The 15,983-nt window shown below is 55.4% G+C and carries 14 protein-coding genes; 6 read left to right on the forward strand and 8 right to left on the reverse strand.

Annotated features, from left to right (window positions below):
* Positions 1-4 precede the first annotated feature (4 nt).
* The 3 genes from M8014_RS13385 (at position 5) to ghrB (ending at position 3,300) form a co-directional block, all read left to right on the forward strand.
* Entirely contained in the window at positions 5-943 is a 939-nt protein-coding gene (locus M8014_RS13385) for a sugar kinase (protein WP_271282915.1), read from the forward strand.
* Positions 944-1,017: 74 nt separating this feature from the next.
* Positions 1,018-2,298 (forward strand): MFS transporter, encoded by a 1,281-nt coding sequence (locus tag M8014_RS13390; protein ID WP_271282916.1) that lies wholly within the window; start codon positions 1,018-1,020, stop codon positions 2,296-2,298.
* 27 nt (positions 2,299-2,325) lie between these two features.
* Complete coding sequence (ghrB, locus tag M8014_RS13395) at positions 2,326-3,300, forward strand: glyoxylate/hydroxypyruvate reductase GhrB (protein ID WP_271282917.1); 975 nt, start codon at positions 2,326-2,328, stop codon at positions 3,298-3,300.
* Between the two features lie 55 nt (positions 3,301-3,355).
* Here ghrB and cspE read toward each other — a convergent pair whose 3' ends face one another.
* Together cspE and M8014_RS13405 are read right to left on the reverse strand one after the other, a co-directional pair.
* Positions 3,356-3,568, reverse strand: a complete 213-nt coding sequence (gene cspE / locus M8014_RS13400; protein WP_032615822.1) for a transcription antiterminator/RNA stability regulator CspE — start codon at positions 3,566-3,568, stop codon at positions 3,356-3,358.
* A 249-nt stretch (positions 3,569-3,817) separates the two neighbouring features.
* Entirely contained in the window at positions 3,818-4,528 is a 711-nt protein-coding gene (locus M8014_RS13405; protein WP_271282918.1) for a DUF3053 domain-containing protein, read from the reverse strand.
* Between the two features lie 331 nt (positions 4,529-4,859).
* Between M8014_RS13405 and M8014_RS13410 the strand changes: the two genes are divergently transcribed.
* Entirely contained in the window at positions 4,860-5,150 is a 291-nt protein-coding gene (locus M8014_RS13410; protein ID WP_271282919.1) for an HTH-type transcriptional regulator, read from the forward strand.
* 35 nt (positions 5,151-5,185) lie between these two features.
* Here M8014_RS13410 and M8014_RS13415 read toward each other — a convergent pair whose 3' ends face one another.
* The 4 genes from M8014_RS13415 to M8014_RS13430 form a co-directional block, all read right to left on the reverse strand.
* Positions 5,186-6,808 (reverse strand): ABC-F family ATP-binding cassette domain-containing protein, encoded by a 1,623-nt coding sequence (locus tag M8014_RS13415; RefSeq protein ID WP_271282920.1) that lies wholly within the window; start codon positions 6,806-6,808, stop codon positions 5,186-5,188.
* 236 nt (positions 6,809-7,044) lie between these two features.
* Positions 7,045-9,114, reverse strand: a complete 2,070-nt coding sequence (gene glyS, locus M8014_RS13420) for a glycine--tRNA ligase subunit beta (RefSeq protein WP_271282921.1) — start codon at positions 9,112-9,114, stop codon at positions 7,045-7,047.
* A gap of 9 nt (positions 9,115-9,123) precedes the next feature.
* Positions 9,124-10,035 carry a glycine--tRNA ligase subunit alpha gene (gene glyQ, locus M8014_RS13425; protein ID WP_003860141.1) on the reverse strand — a complete coding sequence of 304 codons (912 nt, stop codon included), beginning with the start codon at positions 10,033-10,035 and terminating at the stop codon, positions 9,124-9,126.
* A 159-nt stretch (positions 10,036-10,194) separates the two neighbouring features.
* Positions 10,195-10,497, reverse strand: a complete 303-nt coding sequence (locus M8014_RS13430) for a YsaB family lipoprotein (protein ID WP_271282922.1) — start codon at positions 10,495-10,497, stop codon at positions 10,195-10,197.
* A 183-nt stretch (positions 10,498-10,680) separates the two neighbouring features.
* On the opposite strand from M8014_RS13430, the gene M8014_RS13435 reads away from it, so the two are divergent.
* Positions 10,681-11,676 (forward strand): acyltransferase, encoded by a 996-nt coding sequence (locus tag M8014_RS13435; RefSeq protein WP_271282923.1) that lies wholly within the window; start codon positions 10,681-10,683, stop codon positions 11,674-11,676.
* A gap of 45 nt (positions 11,677-11,721) precedes the next feature.
* Here the strand turns inward: M8014_RS13435 and xylB are convergent, their stop codons facing one another.
* The gene (xylB, locus tag M8014_RS13440; RefSeq protein ID WP_271282924.1) at positions 11,722-13,176 is read right to left on the reverse strand and encodes a xylulokinase; all 1,455 of its coding nucleotides are present in this window, start codon (positions 13,174-13,176) and stop codon (positions 11,722-11,724) included.
* 72 nt (positions 13,177-13,248) lie between these two features.
* On the reverse strand, positions 13,249-14,571 hold the full coding sequence (gene xylA, locus M8014_RS13445) for a xylose isomerase (protein ID WP_271282925.1): 1,323 nt from the start codon (positions 14,569-14,571) through the stop codon (positions 13,249-13,251).
* A gap of 370 nt (positions 14,572-14,941) precedes the next feature.
* On the opposite strand from xylA, the gene xylF reads away from it, so the two are divergent.
* Entirely contained in the window at positions 14,942-15,934 is a 993-nt protein-coding gene (xylF, locus tag M8014_RS13450) for a D-xylose ABC transporter substrate-binding protein (protein ID WP_271282926.1), read from the forward strand.
* Positions 15,935-15,983: the final 49 nt, after the last annotated feature.

Raw genomic sequence — 15,983 nt, forward strand, 5'->3', positions numbered from 1 at the left:
CCCTATGCCACACGCTCTGGATGTCATCACCATTGGCGAAGCGATGGCCATGTTTGTCGCTACCCGCCCCGGCGAGCTCAGCGACGTCGATCGCTTTATCAAACGCGTGGCCGGTGCCGAACTGAACGTGGCTACCGGGCTGGCGCGACTTGGCCTGAATGTCGGCTGGGTCAGCCGCGTCGGGACCGACAGCTTCGGCCAGTTTGTGCTCGACTCGCTGAAAAAAGAGGGCATTGACGCCTCAGGGGTCACCCTGGATGGCCGTTACGCCACCGGGTTTCAGCTCAAATCTAAAGTCGACGATGGAACCGATCCCATCGTCGAGTATTTCCGTAAAGGCTCTGCCGCCAGCCATCTGTCGGAGGAGGATTTCAAGCCGGACGGGTTTATGGCCGCGCGACACCTGCATCTGAGTGGCGTCGCAGCGGCACTCTCTGCCAGCTCTTACGCCCTGCTCGATCGCGCCGCCGGGGCAATGAAAGCCGCAGGCAAGACGATCTCATTCGATCCGAATCTGCGTCCGGTGCTGTGGAAAAGCGAAGCGGAAATGGTGGAGAAACTGAACCACCTCGCCTTCCAGGCCGACTGGGTGTTACCTGGCGTCAAAGAGGGCATCGTCCTGACCGGGGAAAATACCCCGGAAGGGATTGCCGATTTTTACCTGAACCGCGGCGTGAAGGCGGTGATCCTGAAAACTGGCGCTGACGGGGCCTGGTATAAAACGGCCACAGGCGAGCAAGGTGCCATAGCCGCAGTGAAGGTCGAGAACGTCGTCGATACGGTCGGCGCGGGGGATGGCTTTGCCGTGGGCGTGATCAGCGCCCTTCTGGAGGGCAAAACCCTGGCGCAGGCCATCTCGCGAGGCAATACCATTGGCGCACTGGCGATCCAGGTACAGGGCGACAGCGAAGGGTTACCTACCCGGAAGCAGTTAGGGGAATAAACCCCGCACATGTTTAAGCCACCCTGTACCCTACAGACAGCGGCGGTGACTCCCTCAACCACAGAGGCAAGCCTATGAAAAGCTCAACAAATGCAGTAAAACGCTGGTGGTACATCATGCCCGTCGTGTTTATCACGTACAGCCTGGCGTATCTCGACCGTGCAAACTTCAGTTTCGCGTCTGCCGCCGGCATCACCGAAGACCTGGGGATCACCAAAGGCGTCTCCTCGCTGCTGGGTGCCCTGTTCTTCCTCGGTTACTTCTTTTTCCAGATCCCCGGCGCGATCTACGCTGAACGCCGTAGCGTGCGCAAACTAATCTTTATCTGCCTGATCCTGTGGGGCGGTTGCGCGTCACTCACCGGGGTGGTGAATAACATCCCGGCGCTGGCGGCCATTCGCTTTATTCTTGGCGTGGTGGAAGCGGCGGTGATGCCGGCAATGCTGATCTACATCAGCAACTGGTTTACCAAATCCGAACGCTCGCGCGCCAATACCTTCCTGATCCTCGGCAACCCGGTCACCGTGCTGTGGATGTCGGTGGTCTCAGGGTATCTGATCCAGTCGTTCGGCTGGCGTGAAATGTTCATTATTGAAGGGATCCCGGCGGTTATCTGGGCGTTCTGCTGGTGGGTGCTGGTGAAAGACAAACCGGCGCAGGCCAAATGGCTCTCTGAAGATGAAAAAGCCGCGCTGCAGTCGCAGCTGGATAAAGAGCAGCAGGGGCTGAAAGCGGTACGCAACTACGGTGAAGCCTTCCGCTCACGTAATGTGGTGCTGCTGTGCATGCAGTACTTTACCTGGAGCATCGGCGTGTACGGTTTCGTGCTGTGGCTGCCGTCAATCATCCAAAGCGGTGGCGACAACCTTGGGATGGTGGAAGTGGGCTGGCTGTCGTCCGTGCCTTACCTGGCCGCCACTGTCGCGATGATCCTGGCGTCGTGGGCCTCGGACAAAATGCAAAACCGTAAGCTGTTCGTCTGGCCGCTGCTGTTAATCGCTGCCTGTGCCTTTATTGGTTCGTGGGCAGTGGGGGCAAATAACTTCTGGGCCTCGTATACGCTACTGGTGATCGCCGGCGCGGCGATGTACGCCCCGTATGGTCCATTCTTTGCCATCATTCCGGAAATGCTGCCGCGTAACGTCGCGGGTGGCGCAATGGCCCTGATCAACAGCATGGGCGCGCTGGGCTCGTTCTTTGGTTCGTGGTTCGTCGGGTACCTGAACGGCGCAACGGGCAGCCCGTCGGCGTCGTACATCTTTATGGGGGTGGCGCTTTTCGTCTCAGTGTGGCTTACTCTGATTATTAAGCCTGCTAATAATCAGACCCTTCCCGTCGGCGTACGCCACGCCTGAACCCTTTAAAAATCAACGGAGATTAGCATGAAGCCGTCCGTCATTTTGTACAAAGCCCTGCCAGACTCACTTCAGCAGCGCCTTGACGATCATTTTACCGTCACCCGGGTAAACAACCTGAGCCCGGAAACCGTACAGCAGCATGCTGACGCTTTCGCCAACGCCGTCGGGCTGCTGGGTTCCAGCGAAAAGGTGGATACCGCGCTGCTGGAGAAGATGCCGAACCTTCGGGCAACGTCGACCATTTCGGTGGGCTATGACAACTTCGACGTCGATGCGCTGAACGCGCGTAACGTGCTGCTGATGCATACCCCTACCGTACTGACCGAAACCGTCGCCGATACCCTGATGGCACTGGTGCTCAGCAGCGCACGTCGCGTGGTGGAAGTGGCCGAGCGCGTCAAAGCAGGTGAATGGACCAAAAGCATCGGTCCGGACTGGTTTGGTATCGACGTGCATGGCAAAACGCTGGGCATTGTTGGCATGGGGCGGATTGGGCTGGCGCTGGCGCAGCGTGCGCACTTCGGCTTTAACATGCCGATTCTGTACAATGCGCGCCGTCAGCATAAAGAAGCCGAAGAGCGCTTTAACGCCCGTCACTGCGATCTGGATACCGTCTTGCAGGAAGCGGACTTCGTCTGCCTGATCCTGCCGCTGACCGATGAGACTCATCACCTGATCGGTAAAGCGCAGTTTGAGAAGATGAAGAAGTCCGCCATCTTTATCAATGCGGGTCGCGGTCCGGTGGTGGATGAAAATGCGTTGATCGAGGCGCTGCAAAACGGGGAGATTTACGCTGCGGGGCTGGACGTCTTCGAGCAGGAGCCGCTGCCTGCTAGCTCAATGCTGCTTAAGCTGCCTAACGTGGTTGCTCTGCCACACATCGGCTCAGCCACGCATGAGACGCGCTACAATATGGCCGCCTGCGCGGTAGATAATCTGATCGATGCCCTGGCAGGTAAGGTCGATAAAAATTGCGTCAATCCGCAGGCAAAACCCTAAACGAAAAAAACCCGCCAGAGGCGGGTTTTTAAATTCTTTTAGCTGAGTTGGAAGCTTACAGGCTTACAACGTTACCAGCTGCTGGGCCTTTAGCGCCGCTTTCGATGGTGAAGGAAACTTTCTGACCTTCGTCCAGAGATTTGTAGCCATCGTTCTGGATAGCAGAGAAGTGTACGAATACATCTTTAGAGCCATCGTCAGGAGTGATGAAGCCGAAACCTTTATCAGCGTTGAACCATTTTACCAGACCAGTCATTTTACCAGACATAGAAATTACCTTTTTAAAAATTTGTTTTGCCTTCCGGCGCGATGATGGAATGTGTTACAGATTTTTAAGCGATGAAGGAAGGGTCACTACGAAGGGTATCTAAGATAACGCATCTGGACTGCTTAACTAAACTGCTTTAGGTCTGTGTAACAAACCGACGAGGTGTATTAAACAGAGTTCCTGAATTAAAGACAAGCTTTATTTTTGTAATTATAAAAAGAACCCCACTTTTCAGTGGGGTTATCAGGGTTATTCCGTTACGGCCATCGCCGCGCCCCACGCCTGGCTAAAGGCCTGGTGCTGGGCTGCCAGCGGTCCAATCAGCGTGTTGTACTGGCTGGCCTGCTGCGAGGTCGGGAACTGGATGCCATTTGAGACAAAGCTCACCTGGGTCCCCTGCTGAGAAATAAAGTCCGCTACCTGCACCAGCTGCTGGGTGAAGATTTGCGCAGCCGGAATCAGCGGCTGAAGCGCATCGGCCGGTTTGGTCACCACTTTTTCATACACTTTGTCGAAAACCGGCTTCAGTTCGTCGCCCTGTATCAACGCAGAGTGCGCGCCATCAGCCTGCATTTTGGCATTCTGAAGCTGCTGACTCAGCACGCCCAGCGCGCCGTTTGACTGACTCAACGGTTCACGCTGGGTCACATAATCCTGCGGTACACGAATCGCATTCACGCTATCCACTACCGGACGCAGTCCTGCATCCATCGCCTGATTCACCTGTTGTGAATAGCCATACAAAATGGCGTAGTCAGAGACGAACGGACCAAACTGTTTTTTCTGATCCGCAGTCAGCGTTGGCAAATGCTCACCACTGCGCATCGCAGTATTCTGCAGGAAATCGATAAACGCTTTACGCTGATCGCCTTCCTTATCGAAACACCCACTCAGGCTTACCACCATCAACAACGCCGCAAGAGGCGCAAACCAGCGAGAGCAGGGCTTTCCTGTCACCATTTTCATTACTCCTTTCACCCAAAAAAGCGCACACCGGCACACGCGTGCCCGACGCGGGTAAGAATAGTCCAGGTGAGGCCGGCAAGATACTCTTTTCATGTTAAACAGCTATTGCTATATAAATTCTTACGATTTACAAAAATTAATCTGATGCTACGCCAGCGCTGATTTATCAAGTCATTAGCAGGCTAATCCGTCCGGCAAACGTACAAGCGAAACGTCTCGCTCGCACGGCGTTGCGACAGCGATCAACTTCTGCCCGTTTTAGCGACTATTCTTAAATTGCTCTCTATGTTCACGATCCCGCAGTGTGATTTAAGAGGAGTTCTCAATGGAATCTAAAGATCCTATGTATGACCTGCTAAGCAGTCTGGAACAGATTGTTTTTAAAGATGTACCGCAGACGATTACTCTGCAACAAAAGTCCAATCCCTTTACGGAATATGAGCGATTACGTAAAGGTACAGGGATGAAGACCGATGATTTCGCCCGAGCAATGGGGGTCAGCGTGGCAATGGTTCAGGAGTGGGAGTCCAGACGTGTTCGTCCCTCCATGACCGAGCTAAAGCTGATGAGTCTGATTCAGGCAACCCCAACGTTCAGCAAGCAGTTGACCGAATAGAAGGTGTTTCGCCCCCGCATGTGCGGGGGTTTGTGTTATCCACGCTGCTCGCAGCGCCATCCCGCCTCCTGCCACATCAGTTCATGCGTCAGCTTTAGCCCATCAAGGAATGTTTTATCGTGCGACACAATCATTAACGCCCCCGGGAACGTGACCAGTGCCGCCTCAATGGCTTGTACCGACGCCAGATCCAGATGGTTAGTGGGTTCATCCAGCAGGAGTAGCTGCGTCGCGTCCTCCCGCCACAGTACGCAGGCCAACGCGGCTTTCAGTCTTTCGCCCCCGCTCAGCTCGGCCAATGGCAGCATCACTTTATCTGCGCCCAGTTGCAGCTGCGCCAGACGGCTGCGCAACACGCCCTCCTCCAGCGGCGTGTCGTGCAGATGCAAGTGGCTCAGCACGGACTGGGTGAGATCAAGTTGGGAAAGATGCTGATCGAGATACGCAGCCCTGACCGCCAGACGACAGCGCCCTGCGAGAGGCGTAACGTCGCCAAGGATCGCTTTCAGTAAGGTCGATTTTCCGCAACCATTCGGCCCACACAACGCCACGCGCATTGGCCCGTCCATCCGCCAGGTAAGCGGCGGGAGATCAACGTGCGCCAGACGCAAATCCTCCAGCACCACGACCTGTTTGCCCTCTGCAATCTGACTGCCCGGCAGGGTAAACATGATCGGATTATCTTCTTCAACTCTTTCACGCGCCTGGTTAACTGCTGCGTTCAGGGCGTCATTCTGCTCACGATGTTGCCTGCGCCACGTGCCCAGCCGCTCCTTAGCCGCCATTTTGTACTTCACGCGTTCGAACGAGGCAATATTCAGACTGTCCACCGTGCGCAGCGTTTTGGCCGAGCGCCGCTGACCGTCATCATGCTCTTTCTGCATCCGCTGGCGCGTTCGTCGGCGTTCAATCGCCGCATGCTCCAGCGCAGCACGTGCCGCCTGCTGCTCGCTATCCCGCTGATGCTGATAGTTGTCATAGTTTCCGCCGTAGCTGCGCAGGCCCGCGGCACTCAGTTCCAGTATCCGTGGCATTTGCGCCAGCAGTTCGCGATCGTGAGAAGCCACCAGCACCCCGCCGCGCTGACGGGCGAGCTGGGCGTAAAACCACTCCCGCCCTTGCCTGTCGAGGTGGTTGGTGGGTTCATCAAGCAGCAGATAGTCGACATCAGCACTAAAGGCACCACACAGCAGGGCGCGCTCGCGCTCACCGCCGCTGAGCTCAATGGCCGGCCTGTCAGGATCAAAAGCCGGAAGATGTGCTGCCTGAAAAGCGTCGCTCAGGCGTTCACTGAGATCCCAATAGCCATCGAGGCATTCCAGATCGTCAGGCTGGTAGTCGCCGCTGTCGATACGCCTGCGGGCGGCAAACAGCCTGTCGTATCCGAGCATTTGGGCAAGTGTTGTATGCGCAGAGAACACGTGCTGTTGCGCAACGTATGCCCACGAGCCAACGCGCTCGATATGACCCCTGGCGGGCGCATCAAGACCGGCAAGCAGGCGTAACAGCCGGGTTTTACCGCTGCCGTTACGCCCGACCAGGCCGCACGGCGCAGCTTCCAGCGTAAGATTCAGTGGACCAAAAAGGACATCGCCCGTCGCAAACTGACAGGTGACCTGATGCAATATAAAAGAAGGGGATTGCGCAAAATGAGCCATAAGCACTCCTGAATGAAATGTAAACATCCCCTGCTGACGCATAAGCGTTTAGCAAGGATTGAAATTCATCAGTCGTGGTTGTTCATTTTCGGGATGCGCTCCAGAGGAGAGAATGAGTGGCGATTAGGATACGGCTATATTACGGGCTCTTTCAAGGTTAAATTTTCAGCAACGCATAAAAAACCCGCCGAAGCGGGTTTTAGGCATTCAGGCCCGAGTCACGAGCAAGAGCACGGTTACTGCAGCAGCGAAATATCCGCCACGCGCAGGAACAGCTCGCGCAGTTTTTCGAGCATGGAGAGACGGTTAACGCGAAGCTCTTTATCTTCAACGTTTACCATCACTTTCTCGAAGAAGGCATCAACTGTCTCACGTAACTCAGCCAGTTCTACCAGCGCATCCTGATAGCGACCTTCAGCGAAGTACGGTTCCAGCTTGTCGCGCAGTACCACAACCTGCATCGCCAGTTTGATCTCTTCCGGCTCTTTCAGCGTCGCGGCGTTCACTCGCTCGTTAAGTTGCTCGTCGGATTTCGCCAGAATGTTGGATACACGTTTGTTCGCCGCGGCCAGCGCAGAGGCTGCTTCCAGGGTACGGAAGTGCGAAACGGCCTTCATACGGGCATCAAAATCGGCCGGACGGGTTGGACGACGCGCAAGTACTGCCTGAATAGTGTCGACGGTGAAACCTTCGTCCTGATACCAGGCACGGAAGCGACCGAGCATAAAGTCGATTACGTCATCCACCACTTTCGCGTTGGTCAGCTTGTCGCCGTACAGACGTACCGCTTCTTCGGTGAGAGTCTGCAGATCCAGCGACAGGTTCTTCTCAACGATGATGCGCAGCACACCCAGCGCAGCACGACGCAGCGCGAACGGATCTTTGTCGCCCTTCGGATGCTGACCGATGCCGAAGATACCCGCGAGGGTGTCCATCTTGTCGGCAATAGCCACTGCACAGGCTACCGGGTTAGACGGCAGTTCATCGCCGGCAAAACGCGGCTGATACTGTTCGTTCAACGCCACGGCCACGTCTTCCGCTTCACCATCGAAGCGCGCGTAGTGCATACCCATCACGCCCTGGGTGTCGGTAAATTCGAACACCATATTGGTCATCAGGTCGCATTTGGACAGCAGGCCTGCGCGGGTCGCGTGGTTAACGTCTGCGCCGATTTCACGGGCGATCCAGCCGGACAGCTCCGCGATACGGTCTGTCTTGTCGCGCAGCGTACCCAGCTGCTGCTGGAAAAGAACGGTCTGCAGACGCGGGAGATGATCTTCCAGACGCTTTTTACGGTCGGTATTAAAGAAGAACTCGGCATCCGCCAGACGCGGACGCACCACTTTCTCGTTACCGGAGATAATCTGAATCGGATCTTTCGATTCGATGTTCGCCACGAAGATAAAGTTTGGCAGCAGTTTGCCGTCGTTCGCGTAGACCGGGAAGTACTTCTGGTCACCCTTCATGGTGTGAACCAGCGCTTCGGACGGCACCGCGAGGAATTTCTCTTCGAACTTCGCGGTCAGCACCACTGGCCACTCAACCAGAGAGGTCACTTCTTCCAGCAGGCTGTCGCTCAGATCGGCGTTGCCACCAATCTGGCGCGCGGCTTCTTCAGCATCCGCTTTGATGCGGGCTTTACGCAGTTCGTAGTCGGCAATGACTTTACCGCGCTCCAGCAGGATCGCAGGATACTGATCGGCATTATCGATGGTGAACTCCGGCTCGCCCATAAAGCGGTGGCCGCGGATCACACGATCGGAGGCCACGCCCAGAATGGTAGCAGGGATTACGGTGTCGCCCAGCAGCAGGGTCACGGTGTGAACCGGACGCACGAAGTGAACGTCGCTTGCGCCCCAGCGCATCAGTTTCGGGATTGGCAGTTTTGCCAGTGACGTGGCGATCATGTTTGGCAGCAGCGCTTCTGCGCTTTCGCCCTTAACATGCGCCCGATACAGCAGCCACTCGCCTTTGTCGGTGGTCAGACGCTCGGCCTGGTCAACGGTGATACCGCAGCCACGTGCCCAGCCTTCTGCCGCTTTGCTGGCTTTGCCTTCGGCGTCAAACGCCTGGGCGATAGCCGGGCCGCGCTTTTCAACTTCACGATCGGGCTGTGCAGCCGCAAGATTTGCGACTTTCAGCGCCAGACGGCGCGGGGCAGCAAACCACTCAACCTTGCCGTGCGCGAGGCCAGCGTTGTCCAGCTCTGCCGTCACGTTCGCAGCAAAGGATTCCGCCAGGCTACGCAGGGCTTTTGGTGGCAGCTCTTCAGTGCCGATTTCCACCAGGAAAGTTTTCTCAGACATGGCCGCCTCTTATTTGTTTCGGTTGCACATCGGGAAGCCAAGGGCTTCACGGGACGCGTAGTAAGCTTCTGCAACGGCTTTGGTCAGCGTGCGGATACGCAAAATGTAGCGCTGACGTTCAGTCACGGAGATCGCTTTACGGGCGTCCAGCAGGTTGAAGCTGTGGGCGGCCTTCAGAATACGTTCGTAGGCTGGCAGCGGCAGGGGAGTCTCAAGCGCCAGCAACTGCTGGGCTTCTTTCTCGTACTGCTCAAAGCAGGTGAACAGGAAGTCCACGTCCGCGTATTCGAAGTTATAGGTGGATTGCTCCACTTCGTTCTGATGGAACACGTCGCCGTAGGTGGTTTTACCCAGCGGGCCGTCGCTCCAGACCAGGTCGTAAACGCTGTCTACGCCCTGAATGTACATCGCCAGACGTTCCAGGCCGTAGGTGATCTCACCGGTGATCGGCTTACACTCCAGACCGCCAACCTGCTGGAAGTAGGTGAACTGCGTCACTTCCATGCCGTTCAGCCACACTTCCCAGCCCAGACCCCAGGCACCCAGCGTCGGGTTTTCCCAGTTATCTTCCACGAAACGAATGTCGTGGATGGTCGGATCCATGCCCAGCTCTTTCAGCGAGCCAAGATACAGCTCCTGAATATTGTCCGGGGAAGGCTTAATCACCACCTGGAACTGATAGTAGTGCTGTAAGCGGTTCGGGTTTTCGCCATAGCGGCCGTCAGTTGGACGGCGGGATGGCTGCACATAGGCAGTTGCCATCGGTTCTGGCCCCAACGCACGCAGGCTGGTCATCGGGTGTGAAGTGCCGGCGCCAACTTCCATGTCCAATGGTTGAACGATGGTGCAGCCCTGACGAGCCCAGTAATCCTGTAAGGTCAGGATCAGGCCCTGGAAGGTCTTAGTATCAAACTTTTGCATAGGATTTCGTGCTGGATACGTGTGGTTTTAAAGGAAGGGATCAGTATACCCGCTGACCGTAAGATATACAGTACGAAACGGGGCTGTTTAGGGAAAATTGGGAAATAAGCATAGCTGAAAGCGACCGCAGGACGCCGCCAGCCTTATCACACCGTCGCCTTAGCGCATCGAAAGATGTAAAAAATGGCCGTCTGCGTCAAAAGAGCAGATGAAACTCTCATTGCGCGCAGTGAATCCACGCATTTCATAGCTCCCCTGAAACTGTTCAAAGCCGGTGACGTCTATTTTTTTAGCACCCGTGTTATAGCGATGGGCAGCCTGATCCTTACAAAGCTGTTCCATATTCAGCGAACGCGCCGGGCTAACTTTGCTGTTTTGCGCTTTTTGCGCCGTCGGAGCGTCCTGAGCCGCACAACCCCCTAATAAAACGGGGATCGCGAGCAATATCGTGCGCATCATCATTTTTATTACCGCCCTGTGCTGTGGCTGTTATTTTTAATCACTAAACTTTATAGAGTATGGCCCGGCATTCTGCGAGCCACACCTCCCTGGCACAAGCAGGGCAATGAAAAATCAGAGTTTTCCAGCGCGCGTCTGGCGCAGAATGGTCGTCAGAGCCTATTTAATACCTGAACAGAGGAACGGATGCAGGAAAAAATTAACTGGATTGATAATCTGCGGGGCATCGCCTGTTTAATGGTGGTGATGATCCATACCACCACCTGGTATATTACTAATGCCCCGAGCATCAGCCTCGTTAACTGGGATATCGCCAATATCCTCAATTCCGCGTCGCGCGTGAGCGTGCCGCTGTTTTTTATGATCTCCGGCTATCTCTTCTTTGGCGAGCGCAGCGCGCAGCCGCGCCACTTTGTTCGCATCGGCCTGTGCCTGCTGTTTTACAGCACCCTGTCGCTTCTCTACATCGTGCTGTTTACCTCGATCAACAGCGAGCTGTCGCTTAAATACCTGCTGCAAAAGCCGGTGTTCTACCATCTGTGGTTTTTCTTCGCCATTATTGTGATTTATCTGTTCTCCCCGCTGCTGCAGGTGAAAAGTCCGAACGGTAAAATGCTGCTGGCACTGATGGTAGTGATCGGCGTGGTGGCCAACCCGAATACCGTTTCACAAAAAATTGGCGCGTTTGAATGGCTGCCCATCAACCTGTATATCAACGGCGATACGTTCTATTACGTGCTGTACGGCATGCTGGGCCGGGCGATTGGCATGATGGATACCCGCAAGCGCTGGCTGAATGGGATTTGCGCGGCACTGGTTATTGCCGCCGTGGTGATTATCTCCCGCGGCACGCTGCATGAGCTGCAGTGGCGCGGCACCTTCGCCGACACCTGGTATCTCTACTGTGGCCCGATGGTATTTATCTGCGCCGTTGCGCTCTTCACGCTGGTAAAAAATACGCTCAATAGCCGCCCGCTGCCGCTGCTGGGGCTTATCTCACGTCACTCACTGGGAATTTATGGCTTTCACGCGCTGGTGATCCACGCCCTGCGCACGCGGGGCGTGGAGTTAAAAAGCTGGCCGCTATTAGATATTGCGTGGATTTTCTCGATCACGCTGGTGGTCAGCCTGGTTCTGTCGATGCTGTTGCAGCGCGTGGATAAACGCAGGTTTGTCAGTTAAGTACGGTTTGCTTGCCCGGCAGCGCTGCGCCTGCACGGGCATTTGTCAGGACATCAGCGGCAATAGCTGCTGATAAATTTTACGGAACACTTCGCGTCGCTCGGCGTAGCGCGCGTGACGGGCAGCATCCGGTGTGTGCTGTTGCTCCAACGCCAGCTGCGGCAGCAGCGTCGACAGCGGCTTACCGGGGTTCATGGCTATTTGCGCCAGCCGGGCGGCGCCCAGCGCGGGCCCCACATCCCCGCCGGTGCGGTAATCCAGCCGCTGGCCGCTAATGTCTGCCAGCATCTGTCGCCAGTAGCTGCTTCGCGCTCCGCCGCCAATCAGGGTAATGCTGGTCGGTTTTAACCCGCAGTCATGCACCACATCCATCCCGTCGGCCAGTGCATAACCCACCCCTTCCAGTACCGCGCGTGCCAGTTCAGCAGGGCCGTGCTGATGGGTTAAGCCAAAGAACACCCCCTTCGCCTGCGGATTGTTATGCGGGGTTCGTTCGCCAGAGAGATACGGCAGGAACCAGACCGCGCCTGCGTTTTCATCCGCCTGCTGGGCAGCATCAATCAGCGCCGGAACGCTGTTCAGCCCGGTCAGCTTCGCCGCCCAGTCCAGACAGGATGCAGCACTGAGCATCACCGACATCAGATGCCATTTGCCCGGTAGCGCATGACAGAAGCTGTGTACCGCGCTCTCAGGGTTGCTGCGATAGCCGTCGCTCACAGCAAAGTAGACCCCGGAGGTACCGAGCGACAGCATCGCCTGCCCGGCATCGGCCATCCCCACGCCAACGGCGCCCGCGGCGTTATCCCCGCCCCCCGCCACCACCGGCACGGCGGGCATATTCCAACGCGCTGCCACCGACGCCGTCAGGGTGCCGGTTTGCTCGCAGCCTTCGAACAGCGCAGGCATATGATCCCGGGTGAGATGACAGGCGTCGAGCATCGGCTCGCTCCAGTCACGTTTTGCCACGTCGAGCCACATAGTGCCTGCCGCATCTGACATGTCGCTGGCGTACTCGCCGGTCATGCGCAGACGCAGGTAATCTTTTGGCAACAGCACCTTCGCCACCTGGCTAAAAATCTCCGGCTCGTGGCGCTGCACCCACAATAATTTCGGTGCGGTAAAGCCGGGCATCATCAGGTTACCGGTGATCTCACGCGACGTCGGTACACGCGCTTCGAGCAGCGCACACTCCTGTGCACAGCGGCCATCGTTCCATAGAATGGCCGGACGTAACACGCGGTTATCTTTGTCCAACAGCGTGGCGCCGTGCATCTGCCCGGCAATCCCCAGCGCTTTCACTTCACGCAGAGAATGCTGTTCGCCGAGCGCTTTCAGCGCGCGATCCGTTGCCAGCCACCACTGTTCGGGGTCTTGCTCTGACCAGAGCGGGTGCGGCCGCGAAACGTGCAGTTTTTCTGTGTGCGTTGCCAGCACGTCGCCCTGTTCATTCAACAGAATGGCTTTCACACCCGATGTGCCAAGATCGATCCCGATATACATATAGTGGGTTCCTTAACTGAAAATGCCCGGTGGCGCTGTGCTTACCGGGCTTACATTGTCCTCAGCTACCTGTTACTTATCGAACAGATAATGATTCACCAGATTTTCCAGCAGCTCCTGATGTCCACTCTGGTGCTGCGGCGCAAGGTTATGCTGTTCAGCGTACTTCGCGATGTCAGTCAGGGATAACTGGCCTTTCAAAATTTGCTGACCCAGCTCACTGTTCCAGCCGCCATAGCGTTTTGCCACCCGCTTATCCAGCTCGCCGTCTTCGATCATCCGGGCCGCGACTTTTAGCGACAGCGCCATGGTGTCCATCGCCCCAATATGACCATAGAAGAGATCGTATTTATCGGTGCTCTGGCGACGCACTTTGGCATCAAAGTTCAGGCCGCCGGTGGTAAACCCGCCTGCTTTGATGATTTCGTACATCACCAGCGCATTCTCCTCCACGCTGACCGGGAACTGATCGGTATCCCAGCCGAGCTGCGGATCGCCACGGTTGGCATCGACGGAACCAAAGATACCCAGCGCGATAGCGGAAGCGATCTCGTGATGGAACGAGTGCCCAGCCAGCGTCGCGTGGTTGGCCTCGATATTCACTTTAATCTCTTTTTCCAGGCCGAACTGTTTCAGGAAGCCATATACGGTCGCCACGTCGTAATCGTACTGATGCTTGGTGGGCTCCTGCGGTTTTGGCTCAATCAGCAGCGTGCCGCGGAAACCGATTTTGTGCTTATGCTCCACCACCATCTGCATGAAACGGCCAATCTGCTCGCGTTCCTGGCGTAAATCGGTGTTGAGCAGCGTTTCGTAGCCTTCGCGTCCGCCCCACAGCACATAGTTTTCGCCGCCCAACTGATGGGTGGCGTTCATGGCCGTCACCACCTGCGTCGCTGCCCAGCTGAACACTTCAGGATCCGGGTTAGTGGCCGCGCCAGCCCCGTAGCGTGGATTGGTAAAGCAGTTTGCCGTTCCCCACAGCAGCTTCACGCCACTCTGCTGTTGTTTTTCAGCCAGTACATCGACCATCTGGGCAAAGTTATTCAAATATTCTTTCAGCGAGGCACCTTCCGGCGAGACGTCCACGTCATGGAAGCAGTAATACGGTACGTTCAGCTTGTGGAAGAACTCAAATGCAACGTCCGCTTTGCGTTTTGCCAGCGCCAGCGCGTCGCCCGGCTGCTGCCAGGGGCGATCGAATGAACCCACGCCAAACATATCGGCCCCGTTCCAGCAGAAGGTGTGCCAGTAGCAGGCGGCAAAGCGCAGATGGTCTTCCATGCGCTTACCCAGCACCAGCTCGTCCGGATTGTAATGACGGAACGCTAAAGGATTGGCAGATTTCGGACCTTCGTAACGAACGCGATCGAGTTGATCAAAATAAGCTTGCATATTGAGCTCCATAATCAGGGGTGCGGCGAAAAGTAGTTTCTGCATTAATACTGAATAGCGATTGCCGGTTGCTCAATTACGTTATTTCACTCTGCTATTGAGAGAATGCACAAATGTGCTCTGGCTCGCAAAATTAATATGCAAGCAAACTAATTCATCGCTGTAAATTCCAGAATCACGTGTAATTAATAACTTATGTAATTTAAAATCTGATCGCGGTCATAAATTCGAAAATAAACCAAATATCATAACGAGAAGATAAAAATCTGTAATTGCCAGCCTGCCGTTCCCCGTTAAGAATTTGCTACGTCTCTTGCACCATTTGTTTCTTTTATCTCAGCAACCTAACCCTACAAAAGGTAAAACAATTATGAAGATAAAGAACCTGTGCCTTACTCTCTGTGCTTCGCTGCTGCTGGCAAGTACTGCGGGTTATGCGAAAGAAGTCAAAATCGGGATGGCGATTGACGATCTCCGTCTGGAACGCTGGCAAAAAGATCGCGATATTTTTGTTAATAAAGCCGAAGCATTAGGGGCAAAAGTGTTTGTCCAGTCGGCCAATGGCAACGAAGAAACGCAGATGTCGCAAATAGAAAATATGATTAACCGCGGCGTCGATGTACTGGTCATTATTCCTTACAACGGCCAGGTATTAAGTAATGTGGTAAAAGAAGCCAAGCGCGAAGGTATTAAAGTGCTGGCCTATGACCGCATGATAAATAACGCCGACATTGATTATTATATTTCTTTCGACAATGAAAAAGTCGGTGAATTACAGGCGCAAAGCCTGGTGGCGAAAGTGCCGGAAGGGAATTATTTCCTGATGGGCGGCTCGCCGGTGGACAACAACGCCAAATTATTCCGCGCAGGGCAGATGAAGGTGCTCAAACCTTACATTGATGAGGGCAAAATTAAGGTCGTTGGCGACCAGTGGGCTGACGGCTGGTTACCGGAAAATGCGCTGAAAATCATGGAGAACGCGTTAACAGCCAACAACAATAAAATCGATGCCGTGGTCGCCTCTAACGACGCAACCGCCGGTGGCGCAATCCAGGCGCTGAGCGCCCAGGGTCTGGCAGGAAAAGTGGCTATTTCTGGGCAGGATGCGGATCTCGCTGGGGTGAAACGTATTGTAGCGGGCACGCAAACCATGACGGTATATAAGCCCATCACCGAACTTGCCACCACTGCTGCTGAAATTGCGGTTGAGCTGGGAAATGGCCAGCAACCCAAAGCGGATGCCAGTTTAAATAATGGCCTGAAAGATGTCCCTTCCCGCCTGCTGACTCCTATCGAAGTCAATAAAGAGAATATTGACGCCACCGTGGTGAAAGACGGTTTCCATAAAAAGAGCGAACTGTAATTCCGCATCGCCCCTGCCTGGCGGGGGCGCATCGACTTGTTTTGTTCTC

It is taken from the genome of Silvania hatchlandensis (assembly GCF_025564065.1).
GTDB lineage: Bacteria > Pseudomonadota > Gammaproteobacteria > Enterobacterales > Enterobacteriaceae > Enterobacter > Enterobacter hatchlandensis.

Excerpts from the sequence above, each read along its gene's own strand:
- M8014_RS13385 (WP_271282915.1), top strand. The coding sequence starts at position 5 with ATGCCACACGCTCTGGATGTCATCACCATTGGCGAAGCGATGGCCATG.
- M8014_RS13390 (WP_271282916.1), top strand. The coding sequence starts at position 1,018 with ATGAAAAGCTCAACAAATGCAGTAAAACGCTGGTGGTACATCATGCCC.
- ghrB (WP_271282917.1), top strand. The coding sequence starts at position 2,326 with ATGAAGCCGTCCGTCATTTTGTACAAAGCCCTGCCAGACTCACTTCAG.
- cspE (WP_032615822.1), bottom strand. The coding sequence starts at position 3,568 with ATGTCTGGTAAAATGACTGGTCTGGTAAAATGGTTCAACGCTGATAAA.
- M8014_RS13405 (WP_271282918.1), bottom strand. The coding sequence starts at position 4,528 with ATGGTGACAGGAAAGCCCTGCTCTCGCTGGTTTGCGCCTCTTGCGGCG.
- M8014_RS13410 (WP_271282919.1), top strand. The coding sequence starts at position 4,860 with ATGGAATCTAAAGATCCTATGTATGACCTGCTAAGCAGTCTGGAACAG.
- M8014_RS13415 (WP_271282920.1), bottom strand. The coding sequence starts at position 6,808 with ATGGCTCATTTTGCGCAATCCCCTTCTTTTATATTGCATCAGGTCACC.
- glyS (WP_271282921.1), bottom strand. The coding sequence starts at position 9,114 with ATGTCTGAGAAAACTTTCCTGGTGGAAATCGGCACTGAAGAGCTGCCA.
- glyQ (WP_003860141.1), bottom strand. The coding sequence starts at position 10,035 with ATGCAAAAGTTTGATACTAAGACCTTCCAGGGCCTGATCCTGACCTTA.
- M8014_RS13430 (WP_271282922.1), bottom strand. The coding sequence starts at position 10,497 with ATGATGATGCGCACGATATTGCTCGCGATCCCCGTTTTATTAGGGGGT.
- M8014_RS13435 (WP_271282923.1), top strand. The coding sequence starts at position 10,681 with ATGCAGGAAAAAATTAACTGGATTGATAATCTGCGGGGCATCGCCTGT.
- xylB (WP_271282924.1), bottom strand. The coding sequence starts at position 13,176 with ATGTATATCGGGATCGATCTTGGCACATCGGGTGTGAAAGCCATTCTG.
- xylA (WP_271282925.1), bottom strand. The coding sequence starts at position 14,571 with ATGCAAGCTTATTTTGATCAACTCGATCGCGTTCGTTACGAAGGTCCG.
- xylF (WP_271282926.1), top strand. The coding sequence starts at position 14,942 with ATGAAGATAAAGAACCTGTGCCTTACTCTCTGTGCTTCGCTGCTGCTG.